18 protein-coding genes and 1 riboswitch are annotated in these 20,051 nt (G+C 74.5%); of the genes, 11 read left to right on the top strand and 7 right to left on the bottom strand.

Annotation, left to right across the window (positions count from 1 at the left end):
• The first annotated feature begins 58 nt into the window (after window positions 1–58).
• Complete coding sequence (locus ACIP5M_RS12270; RefSeq protein WP_401195445.1) at window positions 59–913, top strand: hypothetical protein; 855 nt, start codon at window positions 59–61, stop codon at window positions 911–913.
• A 3-nt stretch (window positions 914–916) separates the two neighbouring features.
• Here the strand turns inward: ACIP5M_RS12270 and ACIP5M_RS12265 are convergent, their stop codons facing one another.
• Window positions 917–1,636, bottom strand: a complete 720-nt coding sequence (locus ACIP5M_RS12265; protein ID WP_401195443.1) for a hypothetical protein — start codon at window positions 1,634–1,636, stop codon at window positions 917–919.
• A gap of 34 nt (window positions 1,637–1,670) precedes the next feature.
• Between ACIP5M_RS12265 and ACIP5M_RS12260 the strand changes: the two genes are divergently transcribed.
• Both ACIP5M_RS12260 and ACIP5M_RS12255 read left to right on the top strand, forming a co-directional pair.
• Window positions 1,671–2,234: a GNAT family N-acetyltransferase gene (locus ACIP5M_RS12260; RefSeq protein WP_401195440.1), complete on the top strand. Its 564-nt coding sequence runs from the start codon at window positions 1,671–1,673 to the stop codon at window positions 2,232–2,234.
• Window positions 2,235–2,330: 96 nt separating this feature from the next.
• Window positions 2,331–4,298, top strand: a complete 1,968-nt coding sequence (locus tag ACIP5M_RS12255; RefSeq protein WP_401195438.1) for a DUF5107 domain-containing protein — start codon at window positions 2,331–2,333, stop codon at window positions 4,296–4,298.
• Window positions 4,299–4,453: 155 nt separating this feature from the next.
• Here the strand turns inward: ACIP5M_RS12255 and ACIP5M_RS12250 are convergent, their stop codons facing one another.
• Window positions 4,454–5,284 (bottom strand): class I SAM-dependent methyltransferase, encoded by an 831-nt coding sequence (locus tag ACIP5M_RS12250; RefSeq protein ID WP_401195436.1) that lies wholly within the window; start codon window positions 5,282–5,284, stop codon window positions 4,454–4,456.
• Window positions 5,285–5,474: 190 nt separating this feature from the next.
• Between ACIP5M_RS12250 and ACIP5M_RS12245 the strand changes: the two genes are divergently transcribed.
• The 3 genes from ACIP5M_RS12245 to ACIP5M_RS12235 all read left to right on the top strand — a co-directional run bounded on the left by ACIP5M_RS12245 (window position 5,475) and on the right by ACIP5M_RS12235 (window position 8,640).
• Window positions 5,475–6,047 (top strand): TIGR03086 family metal-binding protein, encoded by a 573-nt coding sequence (locus tag ACIP5M_RS12245; RefSeq protein ID WP_401195433.1) that lies wholly within the window; start codon window positions 5,475–5,477, stop codon window positions 6,045–6,047.
• 104 nt (window positions 6,048–6,151) lie between these two features.
• Window positions 6,152–7,369 carry an aminotransferase class I/II-fold pyridoxal phosphate-dependent enzyme gene (locus ACIP5M_RS12240; RefSeq protein WP_401195430.1) on the top strand — a complete coding sequence of 406 codons (1,218 nt, stop codon included), beginning with the start codon at window positions 6,152–6,154 and terminating at the stop codon, window positions 7,367–7,369.
• Window positions 7,370–7,398: 29 nt separating this feature from the next.
• Entirely contained in the window at window positions 7,399–8,640 is a 1,242-nt protein-coding gene (locus ACIP5M_RS12235; protein ID WP_401195427.1) for an MBL fold metallo-hydrolase, read from the top strand.
• A gap of 75 nt (window positions 8,641–8,715) precedes the next feature.
• Here the strand turns inward: ACIP5M_RS12235 and ACIP5M_RS12230 are convergent, their stop codons facing one another.
• Together ACIP5M_RS12230 and ACIP5M_RS12225 are read right to left on the bottom strand one after the other, a co-directional pair.
• Window positions 8,716–9,363: a DedA family protein gene (locus tag ACIP5M_RS12230; protein WP_401195425.1), complete on the bottom strand. Its 648-nt coding sequence runs from the start codon at window positions 9,361–9,363 to the stop codon at window positions 8,716–8,718.
• Window positions 9,360–10,136, bottom strand: coding sequence for an MBL fold metallo-hydrolase (locus ACIP5M_RS12225; protein ID WP_401195423.1), 777 nt, complete (start codon window positions 10,134–10,136; stop codon window positions 9,360–9,362). The genes ACIP5M_RS12230 and ACIP5M_RS12225 overlap by 4 nt, the downstream gene beginning before the upstream one ends.
• Before the next feature lie 179 nt (window positions 10,137–10,315).
• On the opposite strand from ACIP5M_RS12225, the gene ACIP5M_RS12220 reads away from it, so the two are divergent.
• The 4 genes from ACIP5M_RS12220 (at window position 10,316) to ACIP5M_RS12205 (ending at window position 14,990) form a co-directional block, all read left to right on the top strand.
• On the top strand, window positions 10,316–10,720 hold the full coding sequence (locus ACIP5M_RS12220) for a hypothetical protein (RefSeq protein ID WP_401195421.1): 405 nt from the start codon (window positions 10,316–10,318) through the stop codon (window positions 10,718–10,720).
• Window positions 10,721–10,865: 145 nt separating this feature from the next.
• Complete coding sequence (locus tag ACIP5M_RS12215) at window positions 10,866–13,019, top strand: phage holin family protein (RefSeq protein WP_401195419.1); 2,154 nt, start codon at window positions 10,866–10,868, stop codon at window positions 13,017–13,019.
• Window positions 13,020–13,094: 75 nt separating this feature from the next.
• The gene (locus ACIP5M_RS12210; RefSeq protein WP_401195416.1) at window positions 13,095–14,501 is read left to right on the top strand and encodes an amino acid permease; all 1,407 of its coding nucleotides are present in this window, start codon (window positions 13,095–13,097) and stop codon (window positions 14,499–14,501) included.
• A 42-nt stretch (window positions 14,502–14,543) separates the two neighbouring features.
• Entirely contained in the window at window positions 14,544–14,990 is a 447-nt protein-coding gene (locus ACIP5M_RS12205; RefSeq protein WP_401195414.1) for an SRPBCC family protein, read from the top strand.
• A 158-nt stretch (window positions 14,991–15,148) separates the two neighbouring features.
• On the opposite strand, the gene ACIP5M_RS12200 is transcribed toward ACIP5M_RS12205, so the two are convergent.
• Entirely contained in the window at window positions 15,149–16,747 is a 1,599-nt protein-coding gene (locus ACIP5M_RS12200) for an RNA polymerase sigma factor (protein WP_401195412.1), read from the bottom strand.
• Window positions 16,748–16,960: 213 nt separating this feature from the next.
• Window positions 16,961–17,722 (bottom strand): methyltransferase domain-containing protein, encoded by a 762-nt coding sequence (locus ACIP5M_RS12195; protein ID WP_401195410.1) that lies wholly within the window; start codon window positions 17,720–17,722, stop codon window positions 16,961–16,963.
• A 57-nt stretch (window positions 17,723–17,779) separates the two neighbouring features.
• Window positions 17,780–17,881: riboswitch (ZMP/ZTP riboswitch) on the top strand.
• A 60-nt stretch (window positions 17,882–17,941) separates the two neighbouring features.
• On the opposite strand from ACIP5M_RS12195, the gene ACIP5M_RS12190 reads away from it, so the two are divergent.
• Window positions 17,942–18,787 (top strand): bifunctional 5,10-methylenetetrahydrofolate dehydrogenase/5,10-methenyltetrahydrofolate cyclohydrolase, encoded by an 846-nt coding sequence (locus ACIP5M_RS12190; protein ID WP_401196293.1) that lies wholly within the window; start codon window positions 17,942–17,944, stop codon window positions 18,785–18,787.
• A 104-nt stretch (window positions 18,788–18,891) separates the two neighbouring features.
• Here the strand turns inward: ACIP5M_RS12190 and ACIP5M_RS12185 are convergent, their stop codons facing one another.
• The gene (locus tag ACIP5M_RS12185; RefSeq protein WP_401195407.1) at window positions 18,892–20,049 is read right to left on the bottom strand and encodes an MAB_1171c family putative transporter; all 1,158 of its coding nucleotides are present in this window, start codon (window positions 20,047–20,049) and stop codon (window positions 18,892–18,894) included.
• Window positions 20,050–20,051 lie beyond the last annotated feature (2 nt).

Genomic DNA, 20,051 nt, shown 5'->3' with positions numbered 1-20,051 from the left:
GGGCGATGTGTTCCGACCGTTGCTCAGACCCGCCGGCACAGGGGCTCTGCTGGGTGTCGTGTGGCTGGTGATCGCCCTGCTGCCATGGGACTCCGACGACCTCTGCCGGAGTGAGGAGCCCTGGGGCTGTCTGGGGGTCGGCCTGCTGCTGCTCGCCGCCGTGCCGCTCGCCGGCACGCTGCTCGGGTGGGCGCTGCTGCGGGTGGCGGGTGTCCGCCCCGCAGGGCGGGTGGCCTTCCTCGGCGGCCTGCTGGCCGTGCTGGCCGGCTACCTGCTCTCCCGGGCGGGGGTGGGGGCCGGGGGCCCGGCGGGCTCACTCGCGCTTCCGCTCCTGCTGGCAGCGTCGTACGCGGCCGCGGCCGCCGTCACCCTGCCCGGTACCGCTTCGCCCCGGCGCTGGGCGGTGCTCGGCGCCGCCCTTCTGCTGCTGTGGCCGCTGACGGGTGTCATGGGCGACAAGAGCGTGTCCGACGGAGTGGAGCGGGAACTGGCGGCTTCCCGGGTCCCGTTGCTGGCCCCGGACCTGAAGGGCTACCGGATCCTCTTCCCCACGGCCGGGAAGTACAGCGGCACCTTCGACTACCTGCTGCTTCCGCCGTCCGTGAAGCCCGGCGCCGACGACCGGGAGAAGCGCGGTGTCTGGGTGAAGGTCGCACCGATGGTGGCCGGCTTCGCGCCGCCGGACGCCTGCGAGTTCGAGGGATTGGGCGGGCTGGTCCACGCGGCCCCCTGTGAGCAGGTGGCACCCGACACCTGGCGCTCCTCCCGGTACGACTCCACCTGGTACATCGCCAAGCGCCAGGGCGTCATCGTGGCCTTCACCACCATCGGTCCGATCGTTCCCGAGAGTGACGTGCGGGCCATGGCCGAGTCGCTCGAGGTGCGGAAACCGGACTTCTTCACCGGCGGGTGAGGGTCAGGCGGTGTGCAACCAGATCCGGAGCGGGCCGATGGCGGTGAAGCCGTGCCGCAGCGCCGTGTCCACGTCGGCGCCCGACTCGTAACCGACGACGTCCAGGTCCGGCCACCGGACGGCGATCGCGGCGAGGGCGCCCGCCCAGGCCGCGTCGGTGTCCGCGTCGTCGTGCGCGAACACGTTCGACAGGCCGACGACTCCGGCGTCCGCGTTGGCGACGGCCCCGGCGACGATCCGGCCGCCCGCGCGGCCCGCGAGGAAGGCGATGCGCCCGGTCAGCAGCGCCGGGCGGAACACGCCGCCGCTCTCCCCGCCGTCCCGGGCCGCCTCCCAGGCCTCCAGCTCCTCCGGGGCGGTCACCGCGGACCACTCCAGCCGCGAACCGTGGTCTGCGGCGGCGGCTCCGGCCGGACGGTGGATCCACTGCGCGTCGAACAACACCTCGAAACCGTCCCCGGCCAGGTCCAGGCCCGCGAAGCTGTCCTTCACCGAGCAGCCGGGGCTCTCGGTGTCGATCCCCGCGAGCAGCACGGGCGCGCTCACCGCCTCGTCCAGCGTCACGGCGTCGGGGTAGAACGGCGGGGTCCGGCCGGCGCTGGTCCACAGCTCCTCGCCGAGGTGCGTGGGCAGGCCGTGGGCGCGGCAGACCGCGTCGCACCAGGCGGCGTTGTTGCGGGCCGCTGCCAGGAGCACGTTCGTCCGGTCGGGGTTCTCGATCACGCGGATGATGCTCGCATACCCCTAGCCTGGGCGGATGATCTTTTCCGCGTACCTCCGCGAGGGCGAGCGGGTGGGCCTGCGGCCCTTCCGGCTCGCCGACGGCCCCGAGTTCACCGCACGCGCGCACGAGAGCCGCGAACTCCACCACCCGTGGCTGTTCCCGCCCGTCACCGTCGAGGAGTACGAGCCGTACGCGACCGGGCTCATCGAGGAAGGACCCCGGGCCGGGTTCCTGGTCTGCGAGCGGGAGACCGGAGCCATCGCCGGCTTCGTCAACGTCAACAACATCGTGCACGGCGCCTTCAGGTGCGGGGCCCTCGGCTACGGGGCCTTCGCGCACGCCGCCGGGCGCGGGCTGCTGCGGGAGGCCCTCGGCCTGGTCCTCACGCATGCCTTCGCCCCGGCCGGGGAAGGCGGCCTCGGGCTGCACCGTCTGGAGGCCAACATCCAGCCGGGCAACGCGGCCTCGATCGCCCTGGTGCGCGGGGCGGGCTTCCGGCTGGAGGGGTTCTCCCCGGACTTCCTGTACGTCGACGGTGCCTGGCGCGACCACGAGCGCTGGGCGCTCACCGCCGAAATGCCCCGCGCCCGGCCGTGATCCGCCGAGACCCCCGCAGGGTCTTTGCGTAATCCTGACCGGTGGTGATCCGCGGAACCCCTGTGCACCGGCCGCCGTGGCGTGTTCCATTTCCTCATGGCCACCACCGTCCGACGTGCCGTACTGACTCTTCCGGCTGCCCCGTTGGGGCCCGAGAACCCGCTGCCCGCGCTGCGCGCGCCCGACGGCGTGCACGTACTCGACGAGCGGGCGCGCGAGGGTCTGCCGCGTGACATGGCGCGGCAGATCGGCTACGAGCCGCTGCGCTCGCTGCTGCCCGTCCGGATCCTCGACGGGTACGGACGGTCGCGCGCAGAGCTGGAGTTCGAGTCGATCGTCATCGAGAACGCGCACCTGCGGGTCACCGTCCTGCCGGGGCTGGGCGGGCGCGTGCACTCCCTCGTCCACCTGCCGACCGGGCGTGAACTGCTCTACCGCAACCCGGTGTTCCAGCCGGCCAACTTCGCCCTCAACGGCGCCTGGTTCTCCGGCGGCATCGAGTGGAACACCGGCGCGACCGGGCACACCACCCTCTCCTGCGCCCCGCTGCACGCCGCCCTCGTCCCCGCCCCCGACGGGGGAGTGATGGTGCGGCTGTGGGAGTGGGAGCGGCTGCGCGACCTGCCCTTCCAGGTGGACCTGTGGCTGCCGGAGGACTCGGAGTTCCTCTACGTCGGCGTCCGCGTGCGCAATCCGCACGAGCGGCCCGCGCCCGTGTACTGGTGGTCCAACATCGCCGTCCCCGAGGACGCGGGCACCCGCGTCCTGGTCCCCGCCGACGAGGCCTGGCACTTCGGCTACGAGCGTTCGCTGCGCCGCATCCCCGTACCGGAGTGGCAGGGCGCGGACCGTACGTACCCGCTGCGCAGCGAGTACCCGGCGGACTTCTTCTACGAGGTCCCGGACGGGGCCCGGCCCTGGATCGCCTCGCTGGACGCCGGCGGGCAGGGGCTCGTCCAGACGTCCACGCGGCGGCTGCGCGGGCGCAAGCTGTTCGTGTGGGGCGCGGGCGGCGGCGGCCGGCGCTGGCAGGAATGGCTCACCGAGCCGGGCACCGGCGGTTACGCGGAGATCCAGGCCGGGCTGGCCCGTACCCAGCTGGAGCACGTACGGCTGGACGCCGGGGCGGAGTTCTGCTGGCTGGAGGCGTACGGGCCGCTGGCCGCGGACCCGGCGGCCGTGCACGGCGCCGACTGGAAGGCGGCCCGCGGCGCGGCGGAGGAAGCCCTGGCGCGGGCACTGCCGGCCGACCGGGTGGAGGCGGCGTACAAGGCGTGGCTCGGCTGCGCCGACACCGAACCCGGGGAACGGCTGGCGGAGGGCTCGGGGTGGGGCGCGCTGGAGGTGCTGTGCGGGGGCTTGGTCCTGCCGGGCACCCCCTTCGAGCAGTCCACGCTCGGGGAGGAGCAGGAGCCCTGGCTGGAGCTGTGGCGCACGGGTGTCTTCCCGAAGCCGCGCCGGGCGGCGCCGCCGGGGCCGAGCCTGGTCGCGGCGCACTGGCGGGACATGCTGGAGACGGCCCCGGCGGAACCGCTGACGGAGTACCACCTCGGGGTGGCGCAGTGGCACGCCGGTGACATCGCCCAGGCGGTACGGAGCTGGGAGCGCGGACTGGCGTCGGCCCCGTCGCGGTGGCCGCTGCTGAGGTGCCTGGCGGTGGCGGACGAGCTGGCCGGGGATCCCCTGCGGGCGGCCGCCGGCTTCGCGGAGGCCTTCGAGGACCTGGCGGGAGAGAGCCGGGACGGCGAGCGGTGGGCGGCCGCGGAGGCCGCGCTGGGCCGCGAGGCGATGGCGGCCCTGCTGGCCGCCGGCCGCCTCCCGGAGGCCCGCCGCGTCTGGGACCGGCTCCGGCCGGCCCTGCGGGAACACGGCCGCTTCCGCCTCCTCGCCGCCCGGCTGCTGGCCGCGGAGGGCCATGTGGCCGCGGCCCGCCGGGTCTTCGAGGACGGCTTCGACATCCCGGACCTGCGCGAGGGCGAGGAGACCCTCTCGGAAGCGTGGTCGGCCCTCACCGACCGACCCCTCCCACCCCACTACGACTTCCGCATGCGGCCGTCCCCGTAGGGCAACAGCGCCGCTGCCGGCTCCGCCCCAGCCCCCGCGCCTCGAACGGGGGGCGGGGCCGGACGTGGCCGGCGCCAGGCCATTGCAGCCTCACCGGCGTTCGAGGCGCGGGGTGCGGGGCGGAGCCCCGGCGGGGCCGGACGCGCCGGCACCCCCTAGGCCCGGCAGAGGATTTCGCCGTGCAGGACCGAGAACCAGGCGTCGGGGTCCTGGCCCCAGGCGCGCCAGGCCTCGGCCATGTGGGCCAGCTCCGCCGGGGTCGCGTGGCCACCCGCGGCGGCGGTTTCGGCGTAGGCGGAGGACGTGGTGCGGTCCGCCCACAGGGCCGACCACCAGGCGGTCTCCTCGGGGGTGGCGTAGCACCAGGCCGTCGCGGACGCGGTCACCTCCTCGAAGCCCGCCGCGCGGGCCCAGGCCCGCAGGCGGCGGCCCGCGTCCGGTTCGCCGCCGTTGGCGCGGGCGACCCGCCGGTACAGGCTCTGCCACGCCTCCACGCCCGGCGCGGCCGGGTACCAGGTCATCGCCGCGTAGTCGGCGTCGCGCGCCGCCACGATCCCGCCCGGCCGGCACACCCGCCGCATCTCGCGCAGCGCCTGCACCGGGTCGCCCACGTGCTGGAGCACCTGGTGGGCGTGGACCACGTCGAAGGAGTCGTCCGGGAAGTCCAGCGCGTGGACGTCCGCCGTGCCGAACTCGATGGTGGTCACCCCGCGTTCCTCCGCGTGGGCCCGGGCCTGCGCGACCACGTCCGCCGAGGCGTCGACGGCGGTGACCCGGCCGCCCGGCGCGACCAGCTCCGCCAGGTCGGCGGTGATGGTGCCCGGACCGCAGCCCACGTCCAGGACGGACATCCCCGGGCGCAGGTCGCCGATCAGGTACGCGGCGGAGTTCGCGGCCGTGCGCCAGCGGTGCGAGCGCAGCACCGACTCGTGGTGGCCGTGGGTGTACACGGCGGTCTCCTTGGCGGTGTTCCGGGCGGCGTTCATGTCGTGACCCCTCCTCGTCGAAGCGTGACCACAGCGTAGATGATCAGTTCGGTCTGTGAGATATGCGTTTCGCCATGTGGACACTCCCCGTGCAGGCAAAGGGGATTGGGCATGTCGGTGGCAGGGCAATGGAGGTGCGAGGACAGTGGGCTCAAGAGGGGGACGCCCCTGGCACAGGACGGTGAGGGCCATGCCGGACACGCTGCTCGAACAACACGCCGCGGCGCTGCGGCTCTTCGGCGAGCGGCTGCGCGCCGTCGCCGACGACCAGTGGGACGCGCCCACCCCGTGCACGGAGTGGACCGTGCGGGACCTGGTCAACCACGTCACCGGCGAGCAGCTCTGGATCCCGCCGCTGGTCGCCGAGGGTCGTACGGTCGAGGAGATGGGCGACGCGTTCTCCGGCGACGTGCTCGGCGGGGACCCGGTCGCCGCCTGGGAGGAGGCCTCGGCCGCGGCGCACGCCGCCTTCGCCGCGCCCGGGGCGCTGGAGCGGACCGTCCGGCTCTCGTACGGGCCCGCGCTCGGTTCGGCGTACTGCTCCGAACTGACCGCCGACTGCGTCGTGCACACCTGGGACCTCTCCCGTGGCATCGGGGCCGACGACCGGCTGCCGGACGGGCTCGTCGAGTTCTCGATCAAAGAGGTCATGCCGTATGCCGACGGGCTGGCCGCGAGCGGGATGTACGCCGAACCGCTGGAGGTTCCGGCGGGTGCGAACGCGCAGACCAGGCTGCTCGCGCTGCTGGGGAGGCGGGGCTGAGCGGCGTATCGGCCGCCGGGGGCCGATAACGGGCATTTCTCGGCGAATAATCGTATAAAGGGTCAGCGGGCGGTGAGCGCGGAATGCGGGAAGGGGTGGCGGCGATGCAGCGCACGGCGGCGGAAGGCCGTGGTCCGGTCCGGTACGGTCCCCCCGCGCCCCAGCCCGGCCTGCCCGTCCTGCCCGAGCTGCTCTCCGTCCTCGCCGCGGCCGCCGGACGCTCCGCGCCCGAACCCCCCGGCGGCGGCCCACCCGTACGCGAGGCCGCCTGCCGGTACTGGGGCCGCCGCGGGCTGCCCACTGCCCCCGAGGCCGTGGCCGCCGGGCCCGGCGCACCCGCGCTGCTGCTCGCGCTGATCGGCGCGTACGGGGGCGACGTCATGCTGCCCCGGCCCTGTCCCGCCTCGTGGACCCCGCAGGTCCGGCTGCTGGGACGGCGCGCCTACCACGTGCCGACCCCGGCCGAGTGCGGCGGCGTACCCGACCCCTACGCGCTGCTGGAGACCGTACGGCGGGTGCGCGCCGAGGGCGGCGACCCGCGCGTCCTGCTCCTGTCGGTGGCCGACGACCCCACCGCGACCGTGCCGCCGCCCGAGACGCTGCGCGAGGCCTGTGAGGCCGCCGAAGCCGCCGGGCTCTTCGTCGTCAGCGACGAGAGCTGGCGCGACACCGTCCACCGGCCGCACGACACCCTGGTGCTGAGCCCCGCCGAGATGCTGCCCGAGCGGGCGGCCGTCCTCGTCGACCTGTCCGGCGCACTGCTGCCCGCCGGCTGGCCCGCCGCCGTGGTCCGCTTCCCCGACACCTCGCGCGGCACCTGGCTGCGCGCCCGTACCCTCGACGTCCTCACCGCCACCGGTGCGCTGGTCGCCGGACCGGTCGCCGGAGCAGCCGCGCACGCACTCGACGAACCCGAAGCCGTCGCCGCCCGGGCCCGCGCGGCCGCCGTCCTGCACGGCGTGGTCGCCGCCGCCGCGCACCGCGAGCTCCTCGCGGCCGGGGCGCTGGCCCGGCCTCCGGAGGCCGGGCGCCACCTCTACGCCGACCTGACCCCGCTGCGCGCCGGACTCGCGCGGCACGGGGTCGGCGACGCCATGGAGCTGGAGGACTGGCTCGGCGGCCGGCTCGGCGCCGCCACCCCCGGCGGGCAGCGGTTCGCCGACGAACTGGGCGCGCTGCGGGTGCGGTTGTCCACCGGGCCGCTGCTGGGCGCCACCCCCGAGGAGCGGCTGGCCGCGCTCACCGCCGGCGATCCGCTCGCGCTGCCGCACGTACGGAGCTCCCTGGACCGCCTCGGGTCAGTCCTGGCCGGGCTGGCCTGATGCCCGAACCGGTGAACGGAGACTTCCTGATGAGGAACGGGACCGACGCCCCCGCCTCCCCGGCCCCTCCACGGCCCACCCCCGCTCCCCGTCCCACGCCCGGCCCGTCACCCGCCGCCGCCCCACCCGCGGCGGGCCCCGTGCCCGCGGCGGCCGCGGCCGCGCCCCCCGCACCTGCCGCAGGGTCCGCAGTCGCAGGCCCCGCAGCCCAGGAGGCGGCGACCCGGGCCCTCGCGGCCCCCGACGCCCGCGCCCTCACGGCACCCGCCCCGGCCCCGGCAGCGCCGACGGCCCCCGCCGAGCCGCGGCCGCTCGGGGAGCACCGGCGCTGGCCCCGTTCCTTCGCGGACCGGCTCACCACCCCGCTGCCCGGCGTCCGCGGCATCGCCCGGCTCGCCCGCGAAGGCGCCTTCCGGCCCGGCCCCGAGGGGCTGCGCGGCATCCCCGATCTGCCCTACGCCCCCGCACCGCTGCCACCCGCGCCCCCCGGCACCGTCTCGGTCACCTGGGCGGGGCACGCCAGCTGGGTGCTGCGGACCGGCGGGCTGACCGTACTGACCGACCCCGTCTGGTCCCGGCGGATCCTCGGGACGCCGAGCCGGATGACGCCCGTGGGCGTGCGCTGGGCGGACCTGCCGCCGGTGGACGCGGTGGTCATTAGCCACAACCACTACGACCACCTCGACGCGCCCACCCTCAAGCGGCTGCCCCGGCACACCGCGCTCTTCGTCCCGGCCGGCCTGGCCGGCTGGTTCCGCCGCCGGGGCTTCACCCGGGTCACCGAGCTCGACTGGTGGGAGGCCGCCGAACTCGACGGCGTCCGCTTCGAGTTCGTGCCGGCCCACCACTGGTCGAAGCGCTCCCTGATCGACACCTGCCGGTCCCTGTGGGGCGGCTGGATCCTCACCGACACCCGGAGCCCCGAGCCGAAGCGGCTCTACTTCGCGGGCGACACCGGCTACGGCCACTGGTTCGCCGAGATCGGCCGCCGCCACCCCGGCATCGACCTCGCCCTCCTCCCGATCGGGGCCTACGCCCCGCGCTGGTGGCTCAGCGACGTCCACGCCGACCCGGAGGAGGCCGTCCAGGCCTGCCTCGACCTCGGTGCCCGCCGGATGGCCCCCATGCACTGGGCCACCTTCGTCCTCTCCGCCGAGCCCGTCATGGAACCCCTGGACCGCGTCCGGGCCGCCTGGGCCCGCGCCGGCCTGCCCCGCGACGACCTCTGGGACCTCCCGATCGGCGCCTCCCGCACCCTGGAGGGCCGCTAGTTTTTCGGAACCGGCCGGGCTCGCGGTCCGGCGCAGCCGCGGATCCGGCGACGGTTCCGGAACCCTCCACGCCCCTCACCGGGGGCGGGCAGGCCTCCGGGGACGCCGGATCCGGCGCCACAGCGAAGGGCCGGCGCTGATCAGGAGGGTCAGGCCCACCGCCAGGGCAACGCCCTTCCAGGGCTCCGCGAAGAGGGAGCCGCCCAGGATGCCGATCAGGCCGTACGTAGCCGCCCACGCCAAGCAGGCCGGGGCGTCGCCGCGGGCGAAGCGGCGCAGCGGCCACTGCGCCAGCAGGCAGGCCAGCATGACGGGGATCCGGCCCGCCGGGAGCAGCCGTGACACCACCAGGACGAGCACCCCGTGCTCGTCCAGCCTCGTCCGCGCCTGCTCCAGCCGTTCGGGCGCGGCCCGGGCGCGCAACGCCTCCAGCCACCGCGAGCCGCCCCGGGACCGCACCCCGCGGCGGCCGAGCCAGTACAGCGCGACGTCCCCGGTGAACGCCGCCAGCGCCGCCACCGCGAACACGAGCAACACCCCGAAGGGCAACGACCGCTGATGGAACGCCACCACGGCCGCCGTGCTCACCAGCGCCCCGGTGGGGATCACCGGCACCAGCGCGCCCAGCGCCACCAGGACGAACAACGCCGGGTAACCCACCGCCTGCTGGGTGGTCTCCGGCGGGACCCGACCGGCCGCCGCCGCGACGTCCTGCCACGTCACGGCAGCCGCACCCGTTCGCCGTGGCCGGGTACCCGGACCGTCACCTTCGGGGCGAGCCGCCGCGCCCAGCGCTCGAACTCCTCGCCCGGCGCGTGGAATTCGTGCGGCCGCACCGCGTCCAGCCCGATCGGCCAGTACGTTCCGTAGTGCACCGGGACCGCCGCCGCCGGAGCCAGGTCGGCCAGCGCCCGCGCCGCCCGTCCCGCGTCCAGGTGGCCCGGTCCCAGGTACGGGCCCCAGCCGCCCACCGGCAGCAGCGCCACGTCCACCGGCCCGACCTCCGCGGCCATGGCGTCGAACAGCCCCGTGTCCCCCGCGAAGTACGTCCGCGCCGAGCCCTGGACCACGTACCCGAGGGCCGGCGCGAGCTGCGGCCCGAACGGCAGCCGCCGCCCGTCGTGCCGGGCACGGACCGCGCGCACCCGTACGCCGCCTCCCACGTCGGCCTCCTCGCCCGGCACCATCTCCGTCACCGACAGCCCCCGCACTCCCGCGAGCCGGGCCAGACCCGGCACCGCCCGGCGCGCACCGCGCGGCACCAGCAGCCGCGTCCCGGGCGCGAGCGCCGCCAGCGACGGCAGGTGCATGTGGTCGGCGTGCAGGTGCGACACCAGCACCACGTCCGCGACCGCCGCCCGCGCCGGGGGCACCGCCCCGCGCCGCCGCCGCAGGTGCGCGAGCCGCCGCGCGAACAGCGGGTCCGTCAGCACCCGTACCCCGGAGTCCTCGACCGTGCACGTGGCATGCCCCCACCAGGTGATCTCCACCGACACCCGGCCTCCCTCCCTCGCGCGTCCCCCACCGAGCCTAGGGCCTGTCCTGCGGATCGGGCCGGACCGGCGAGCACCCCCGGGCGGCAGGACACCCCCGGAGACTGCCCCGCCGGTCCGCCCGGAACCGGATCCCGCCGCCCCCTCCTCCCCGGCGGCGGATCGGAGTAGGGTCGGGCGGCATGGAAGAGCTGCGCGTGGCCGCGATCGCCAGCCTGGCCCCGCTCGAAGACCTCGACGCCGACCCCTTCGCCGTCGACACCCGCAGCCAGCACGCCATGTGCGCGCGGTGGGCCGCCGACCGCGGCTACGTCGTGACGCGGCACCTGCTCGTCTACGGGCTGCGCCCCGACCACTTCGGGTTGTGGTCCGACGTCGACGCCGGGCAGGTCGACCTGTTCGTCGCCGCCAACCACCGGGTGCTGGCCCGCGCCCTGCGCTCCGTCGAGGAGTTCACCGCCGAGTGCGAGCGGCGCGGCGTACGGCTGGAGACCGCCGGGCACGAAGAGCCGCGCTACACCTCCGCCATGAAGGCCGAGGTGCACCGCCGGCTGTCCATGCCGACCGCCGGCTACGACGGCACCTGAGGCGGGCCACCCGCCCGGCGCCCCCGGCCGCGCGACCGTACGCCCACCCGTGCCGCATCCCCGACGGGTCGCGTTGTGCGAGCCTGGAGAGCGGGACGGGGGCTCGCGGGCGCGTCGTGGGCCGGATCGGTGAGGCGGGTGCGGCGTGGCGCGAGGACGGTGGCGGACCGCGGGCGGCGCACTGGTACGGGTGGTGCTCGTCTGGGCCGCGTCGGCGCTGACCATGCTCGCCCTGGCGGGGATCCTGCCGGACTTCCGGCTCCGGTCCGGCGACGGCGAAGGCGACAGCATCACGCAGGCAGGCCTCACCGCCGCCTGGGGCGCCGGAGCCTTCGGCCTGCTGAGCGCGCTCGTCTGGCCCGTGCTCGTCCGCGCCCTGCTGCTCGTGCCCGCCCTCGTACTCGGGCTGCTCGTCTTCTTCCTCAATGGTTCGCTCCTGCTGCTGGCCCTCAGCCTGACCCCGGCCGGGCACGGCGGGGCGGCCCCCGAGACGGCGGTGGTCGTGGCCGCGGCGATGTCCGCGGTGGCCTCGGCGACGTCCACCGCGCTCGCGGTACGCGACGACGAGGCCTACCGGCGCCGGCTCTACCGGCTCGCCGACCGGCGGCGCCGACGCCGGCCCGGGGCGGGGGCCCGTGGCGCGAAGGAGGCCGCGCCAGGGCTGGTCTTCCTCCAGCTCGACGGGGTCGGGTACGAGGTGCTGCGCCAGGCCTGCGCCGACCTGCTGATGCCGACCGTCGCCAAATGGCTGGACGGCAGCCACCGCATCACCTCCTGGCGCACCGACTGGTCCAGCCAGACCGGCGCCAGCCAGCTGGGCATCCTGCACGGCTCCACCTTCGACGTGCCCGCCTTCCGCTGGTACGAGAAGGACACCGGCGAGGTGGTGGTGTGCAACCGCCCCACCAGCGCCGCCGAACTCCAGCGGCGCGCCGTCGCCCGCACCGGGGACGGGGGGCTGCTCACCCTCGACGGGGCCAGCCGGGGCAACCTCTTCAGCGGGGGCGCGGACCAGCTGGCGCTCGTCCTCTCGGTGTCCGCCCGCCGGGGCCGGGCGAACCGCTCCCGCGCGGGCTACTTCGCGTACTTCTCCGATCCGGCCAACGCCGTGCGCACCGCCCTGTCCTTCGTCGCCGAGGCCGGCCGGGAGGTTGTCCAGTCGCTCCGGGCGCGGCTGCGCGGGGACCGGCCGCGCGTGGCCCGCGGCGGGCTGTACCCGCTGATCCGTGCCTTCGCGACGGTCGTGGAACGGGACGTGGTCGTGGCGGCGGTGATCGGGGACATGCTCGCCGGCCGCGCCGCGGTCTACGCGGACCTGGTCGCCTACGACGAGGTCGCCCACCACTCCGGCCCGCGCGGCCGGGACACCGACCAGGTGCTGGAGCGCCTGGACCGGAGCATCGCCCTGATCGCCCGGGTCGCCGAACACGCGCCGCGCGACTACCGGATCGTGCTGCTCTCCGACCACGGCCAGAGCCCGGGGGAGACCTTCCTCGCCCGGTACGGGCTGACCCTGAAGGACCTGGTCAGGGCGGGCTGCGGGCTGCCGGTCTCCCGCCGGGCCGGCCGTACGCACAGCGGCGCCGAGGCGCGGGCGGCCGTACTGGCGGCCCTGCACCGGCCGGTGGAGGAGGGCGAGGAGGCCCACCCGCGGCCCGGTTCCGAACCGGTGGTGCTGGCCTCGGGCAACCTCGGGCTGGTCTCCTTCCCGGACGTCCCCGGCCGGGCCTCGCGGGAGCAGATCGAACGCGCGCACCCGGCCCTGCTGGCGACCCTGGCGGACCACCCCGGCGTCGGCTTCCTGCTGGTGGACGGGGTGGTGCTGGGCCCCGGCGGGGCGCGGGCCCGCCTCGACGTCCCGGGGGAGGCGGAGGAGCTGCTGGCTCCCTTCGGGCCCGGCGCGGCCGAGGCGGTCCGGCGGACCGATGCCTTCCCGCACGTGGCCGACATCATGGTGAACTCGGCGTACGACCCGGCGACGGGCGCCGTGCACGCCTTCGAGGAGCAGATCGGCTCGCACGGCGGTCTCGGGGGCGAGCAGGGGCACCCGTTCCTGATGTGGCCGGCGGAACTGTCGGAGCCGGGCGCCGGCCTGGTGGGCGCAGAGGCGGTGCACGGCGTACTGCGGCGCTGGCTGCGGGAGGCGGACGGCCCGCAGGTACCGGTCGGCCTCCGCCTCGGTCGGCCGGAGATCGCGCGCCGGCCCCGGGAGCCGCTGCGGGAGGATTCCCGGCCGGAGGCCGCACCGCACGGAATCCTTCCCTCGGCAGAGGCCCCCGCGCCGGACGAAACCCGTTGATTTGGTGCCGCCCGTGCGGTGGTCAACCATGGGTGGACCTGCCCACCATGTGAGACACCCCGAGGCGCACCACCGATGACCAGCACCGCGACCCTGCCCACCGAGACCGGAACGGGTGCCGAGAGCGGCAGGGGTGCCGAGCCCGGCGATGCGTCCCCGCAGCGGAAGCGTTTCGGCCTGCCGGTCGCCACCTGCCTGGTCATGGGCAACATCATCGGCGGCGGAATCTTCCTGCTCCCCGCCTCGGTGGCCCCCTTCGGCACGATCAGCCTCCTCGCCTTCGCCGTGCTGACCCTCGGCGCGGTCGCCCTGGCGCTCGTCTTCGGGCGCCTCGCCCGGCGGCATCCGCAGACCGGCGGCCCCTACGTCTACGCCCGCGCCGCCTTCGGCGACTTCGCCGGCTTCCTCGCCGCCTGGAGCTACTGGATCACCACCTGGGTCTCCAACGCGGCCCTCGCCGTGGCGGCCGTCGGCTACCTCGGCGTGCTCTTCCCGGCCGTCGGCGCCCACCAGTGGTCCATGTGCCTGGCCGCCCTCCTCGTGCAGTGGCTTCCGGCGCTCGCCAACCTGGCCGGCACCCGCTACGTCGGCGCCGTCCAACTGGTCGCCACCGTGCTGAAGTTCGTCCCGCTGCTGCTCGTGGCCGTCGGCGGGCTGTGCTTCTTCGACCCGGCCAACCTCGGCCCGTTCCGGGCCACCGACCAGAGCCCGGTCGGCGCCGTCTCCGCCTCCGCCGCGATCCTGCTCTTCAGCTACCTGGGCGTCGAATCCGCCGCCGTCAGCGCCGGCGAGGTCCGCGACCCGGCACGCAACGTCGGCCGGGCCACCATCCTGGGCACCGTCGGCGCCGCCACCGTGTACCTGCTCGGCACCCTCTCCGTCTTCGGCCTGGTCGCGCACGAGAAGCTGGTCTCCTCCGACGCCCCCTTCACCGACGCCGTCAACGCGATGTTCGGCGGCACCTGGGGCGGGACGGCGGTCGCCTGCGCCGCCGTGATCTCGATGGTCGGCGCCCTCAACGGCTGGACCCTGCTCAGCGCGCAGACCCCGTACGCGGCCGCCAAGGACGGGCTCTTCCCGAAGGCCTTCGAGACGAAGAAGCGCGGTGTTCCGGTGGCCGGCGTGGTCGTCACGGTCGTCCTGGCCTCGGCCCTGACCCTCTACAACTACACGGCCGGCCCGGAGGGCGTGTTCGAGGTCCTGGTCCTGGTCACCACCTTCACCGCGACCGTCCCCTACCTGCTCTCCACCGCCGCGCAGGTCCACTTCCTGCTCTCGGGCCGCTCCGGGCGGGTCGACCGCGGCCGCCTGGCCCGCGACGCGGCCCTCGCCTGCCTGGGCTTCGCCTTCTCGATGTGGCTGGTGGCCGGCGCCGGCTACGCCGCCGTCTACCAGGGCGTGCTCTTCCTCTTCGCGGGCGTCCTCGTGTACGCCGTGATGTCCGCCCGCAGGCGTCGCGCGGCCGTTTCACCCGCGGGGTAATTTGGAGGGAGAGGACAGCCAGGGGGGCTCTAAGGGGTCGCCATGTCCGCGATCAGCAACACCATCGACATCGACCGCAGCCCCGAGGACGTCTACGCCTACGTGACGGACCCCACGCACCTGCCGGAGTGGCAGGACAGCGCCGTGTCAGCCGTTCCCATGGGCGACCTCCCGGTCCACGTCGGGTCGCGGGTCCTCATCACCCGGCAGATCGGCAGGCGGAGGATCCCCTCGACGGTGGAGTTCACGGAACTCGACCCGCCGCGGAGCTGGCACCTTCACGGCGTCGACGGCCCGGTCCGGCCGAACGTGCGGGGCAGGATCGAACCCCTCGGCGACGGGACCCGCTCACGCGTCACGCTTTCCGTCGACTTCGAGGGCCACGGCCTGGGCAGGGGCCTGGTCCCCCTCGTCGTGAAGCCCATGCTCCGCAAGGAGATGCCCCGCAGCGAGGAGAAGCTCAAGCACCTGCTGGAGCACTCGCTCTGATCCCGGAGGCACGAGCCCCGGTACCGGTGATCACGGACGGGTGGTACGACACCCTGCGGATCCGGCGCGAGCACGCCAACCGGTTCCGCAGGGTGCCTCCCTGCCGTTCGGGCCCGGGGGAGCGGTCTTGCGACCGTCCCGGGCCGATCCCGACTCGATCAGTCGAGGTAGTCGCGCAGAACCTGCGAACGCGACGGGTGGCGCAGCTTCGACATGGTCTTGGACTCGATCTGGCGGATGCGCTCACGGGTGACCCCGTACACGCGGCCGATCTCGTCCAGCGTCTTCGGCTGGCCGTCGTTGAGGCCGTAGCGCATGGAGACCACGCCCGCCTCGCGCTCGGAGAGCGTGCCCAGGATCGACTGGAGCTGCTCCTGGAGGAAGGTGAAGGAGACCGCGTCCGCGGGCACGACCGCCTCGGAGTCCTCGATGAGGTCACCGAACTCGCTGTCGCCCTCCTCACCCAGGGGGGTGTGCAGGGAGATCGGCTCACGGCCGTACTTCTGGACCTCGATGACCTTCTCGGGGGTCATGTCGAGCTCCTTGCCCAGCTCCTCCGGAGTGGGCTCCCGGCCGAGGTCCTGGAGCATCTGGCGCTGCACGCGGGCGAGCTTGTTGATGATCTCGACCATGTGGACGGGGATGCGGATGGTGCGCGACTGGTCGGCCATGGCACGCGTGATCGCCTGCCGGATCCACCAGGTCGCGTACGTGGAGAACTTGAAGCCCTTGGTGTAGTCGAACTTCTCCACGGCGCGGATCAGGCCGACGTTGCCCTCCTGGATCAGGTCCAGGAAGAGCATGCCGCGGCCCGTGTAGCGCTTGGCCAGCGAGACCACGAGGCGGAGGTTGGCCTCCAGCAGGTGGTTCTTGGCGCGGCGGCCGTCCTCGACGAGGATCTCCAGCTCCCGCTTGAAGGCGGGCTTGTGGTCCTCCTCCTCTTCGAGCTTGTACTCCGAGAACAGGCCCGCCTCGATGCGCTTGGCGAGCTCGACCTCCTGCTCGGCGTTGAGGAGCGGCACCTTGCCGATGAGCTTGAGGTAGTCCTTGACGGGGTCGGCGGTGGCGCCGGCCACCATGACCGTCTGGGCCGGGGCGTCGTCCTCGTCGTCGTCGGACAGGACGAAGCCCTGCGTGCCGCCGGCCTTGGGGGTCTCCTCCTCGGCCTCGTCGACGAGGTCCTCGGCAGCCCAGTCCTCACCCTCGGCCACGGGGGCCTCGGCCTCGTCGGTGTCCTTGGCGCCGGTCTTCTTCGCCGCCGTCTTCTTGGTGGCGGTCTTCTTCGCGGTGGCGGTCTTCTTGACCGTCCGCTTCTTCGGCTCGGCGGTGGCCTCGGCCGTCGCCTCGTCCTCGACGGAGCCGGCCGACGCTGCGGATATCGCCGCGGCGGTGGTCGTGGTCGTGGTGGTCACGGCCGGGGCGGCCGTCTTGCGCGCACCGATGGGGCGCGGCGCGGCGGCGGCCTTCTTGGCCACGGTGCGGGCGGGGGCGGCAGCCGCCTTGCGGGGCTTCTTGGCGGCAGCCTTGGTGGCGGGAGCGGCGCTGACGTGGAGGGCGACACCCTCCTCGTCCAGGACCTGGTTCAGGCTGCGCAGGACCCGCTTCCACTGGTCCACCGGGATGCGGCCGGCCTCGAAGGCCTGGCGCACGTCGTCACCGTTGATGTGACCCTGCTCGCGGCCGCGCTCGACGAGCGCGACCAGGGCCTCGGATTCGGCGATCTCCGGAGGGAACGTACGGGACGGGCTGAGCGACACAAGGAGCCTCTCGTTGCGAACAGATAAGGGTGGGCGGGACATCATCGCGCGAACTCGGGAAACAGACCCGGGTGGGGTCTGTATTCCGGGCCGCGCGAGGACACCTGTCGGTTCATCGCATGCCCGAGTCGATTCGTTACGCGCTGAATTGAGTGACCTGCGCCACGCTGTGGCCGGGCAACCGATCCGGCGCCGATCCGTCCGCCTCCGCCGTCAGCCCGTTTTGCGGGCTTCGATGAGGAAGCGGGCGGTGTGCGCGACGAACGGGCCCTCGTGTTCGATCCGTTCGTGCAGCGCGCGCAACCGGTCCCGGTACTGCCCGACCGTGAAGCCGGGCACCATCCAGATCACCTTCCGGAGAAAGTAGATCACGGCTCCGATGTCGTGGAACTCCGTGCGCAGCCGTTCCGAACGCAGATCGACGACTTCGAGGCCGGCCTTCGTGGCGTCGGCGACCGCGTCGTCGGGATGCCGGGCGCGCCGTACGTCCTCCGGCTGGGGTCCGAGGAAGTACTCGACGAGCTCGAAGACGCTCGCCGGCCCGACCTGCTGCGACAGGTAGGTGCCGCCGGGCCGCAGCACCCGCGCGACCTCGTCCCACCAGATGGTCACCGGGTGCCGGCTGGCGACCAGCTCGAAGGCCTCGTCCCCGAAGGGCAGCGGCGGCTCGTCGGAGTCCGCGACCACCACCGCCCCGAGCGGGTGCAGCAGCCGCGTCGCCCGGTCGATGTTGGGCGGCCAGGACTCGGTGGCCGCCATCAGCGGGGGCAGGGGGCCGGCCCCGGCGAGGACCTCGCCACCGCCGGTCTGGATGTCGAGGGCGGAACGGACCGTCGCCAGACGTTCGCGCAGCAGGCCCTGGTAGCCCCAGGAGGGACGCTGCTCGGTGGCCCGGCCGTCCAGCCAGGAGAAGTCCCAGCCGTCCACGGATACGGATTCGGCCTCTGCGACGAGATGGTCGAAAGTACGCGTCATGTCTCGATCGTCCCAGGTCGCGCGCCGGTCATCCACCCGATGAGTCGACTACACTCGGCGGCGGGCCGTGACTGGCGTTCGGGTGGATCACCACCGGGGAGCGGCCCGGCGTACGGCGCACCTCCCGTACGCCGTCTGCCGCGCGCCTGGGCGAACCGCGATCCGCAGCGACGTTCAGGAGACCCCGTGACGACTGCCCAGACTGCCTCTGCCCGGCTGATGGACGGCACCGCCCTCGCCCGCCGCATCTCGGAGCAGACCGCCGCCCTCGCGGCGAAGATCACCGAGCGCACCGGTACCGCCCCCTGTCTCGCGACCGTGCTGGTCGGCGAGGACCCCGCGTCCGTCACGTACGTACGCATGAAGCAGAACCGTTGCGCCAAGGCCGGGATCACCTCCCGCCACGTGGAGCTGCCGGCCGCGACCACGACCGAGGAACTGGTGGCGACCCTCACCGCGCTCTCCGAGGACCCCGAGATCAGCGGCATCTTGCTCCAGCACCCGGTCCCGCACCACATCGACGAGCGCGCCGCCTTCGAGGCCATCGCCCCGGGCAAGGACGTCGACGGCGTCACCATGCACTCCTTCGCCGCCATGGGCTTCGGGCTGCCGGGCTTCGTCTCCTGCACCCCGGGCGGCATCATGCGCCTGCTCGCCGAGTACGACGTGGACCTGACCGGCAAGCACGCCGTCGTCGTCGGCCGCAGCGCGATCCTGGGCAAGCCGGCCGGCATGCTGCTGCTGGAGCAGAACGCCACCGTCACCTACTGCCACTCGCGCACCGTGGACCTGCCGTCGATCGTGCGCCAGGCCGACGTGCTGGTCGCCGCCGTCGGCAAGGCCGAATTCATCCGGGGCGAGGACATCAAGCCGGGCGCCGTGGTCCTGGACGCCGGCTACAACGAGGGCAACGTCGGCGACGTCCACTTCGAGTCGGCCGCGGCCCGCGCCTCGCTGATCACGCCCGTACCGGGCGGTGTCGGCCCGATGACCATCGCGGTCCTGCTGGAGCAGACCGTCCAGGCCGCCGCCGCGCAGGCCGGGCTGGACCTCGCTGACCTCTGACCGGCGCCGCGCGCGTCCCGGCGGGACGGGACGAACGCCCCGGAACGCCCGGAACGCCCCCGAACGCCCCGGACCCTGCGGTCCGGGGCGTTCGGCGTGGGCCGTCAGGCCCGGGCGGCCCCGGACCGGCGGGCCGTCGCGACGATCGGCGAGTCCCGGAACTCCCGGGCCAGCGCGCCCAGCGACCGGCAGTCCATGCGGTACGGGTCCGGATGCCCCGGTCCGGCCGCCGCCCTGCGCGCGCACGCCGAGGCCAGCACCGCCGCGTCCGCCACCACCGCGGCCCGTGCCTCGCTCAGGCCCTGGCCGCGTGCGGCCTCGTACGCGGCGCCGCGCACCTCGGGGTCGAACCAGCCGGCCAGCGCCAGGATCCCGTCGTCGATGACCGACTCGCGGTGGATCAGCCGGACTCCCACCGGCGACCACCAGGCCAGCGGCACGGTCCGTACGCTCGACGCCGCGAACCCCCGCAGCGCCTTCCACAGCGGGTGCAGCCGCCGGTACTGGCTGTAGTCACGCCAGGCCGCCGACCCGCCCACCAGCGGAACGATGAACCCCGACGCCACCAGCAGGGCCGCCGCCGCGGCCAGGGGCGGCGCCACGTCCGTGGACAGGCCGTCCCAGGCGCGACCGTTCCATCGGGCCCCCAGCGCGATCCACTTCACGACGATGTAGCCCAGGTCGAGCAGCCCGCCCGCGGTGATCAGGGCCAGTCCGGTCCGCAGCGCCCGCAGCGAGGGGTCGGCGCGCAGCAGCCACTTGCCGGCCAGCACGGTCAGCGCCGAGGTGCCCACGGTGTGCGCCAGCAGGTAGCAGACGATCATCTCCCGGATCCAGGGTGTGTTGGCGTAGTACGTGTCCAGGTCCCGCAGCCGTTCCACCGGTGCGTCGCCGATCACGAACAGGGTGACGATCGCCAGCGAGACGGCGCCGAAGCCGGTCAGCGTCAGCCGGGTGGCCCGCCGTACCGCGGCGGGCGGCCCGCCGGCCCATTGCACCACCAGGAGGACGCACGTGGCGGAGAACGCGGTGATCGCGCAGAACACCAGCGGCGCCGCGAAGTTCACCACGCCCGTGAGCCGGTTGACCGCGGCGATCGACGGCGGGGCCGCCAGGAACACGGTGAGGCCGGCGACCGAGAGCAGCGCGCACGCGGCCCGCACCTGCGGCTGGTCCCAGCACTTGCGCAGCGTCGGCGCCTTGACGAGCAGGGTCAGGACCATCAGCGATCCCGGCCCGTAGAGGATCAGGCCGTTCGACATCC

Source organism: Streptomyces sp. NPDC088762, from assembly GCF_044750905.1.
Taxonomy (GTDB): Bacteria; Actinomycetota; Actinomycetes; order Streptomycetales; family Streptomycetaceae; genus Streptomyces.
The sequence above is the reverse complement of the archived record's forward strand: the minus strand, read 5'-3'. Positions and strand labels throughout refer to the sequence as shown.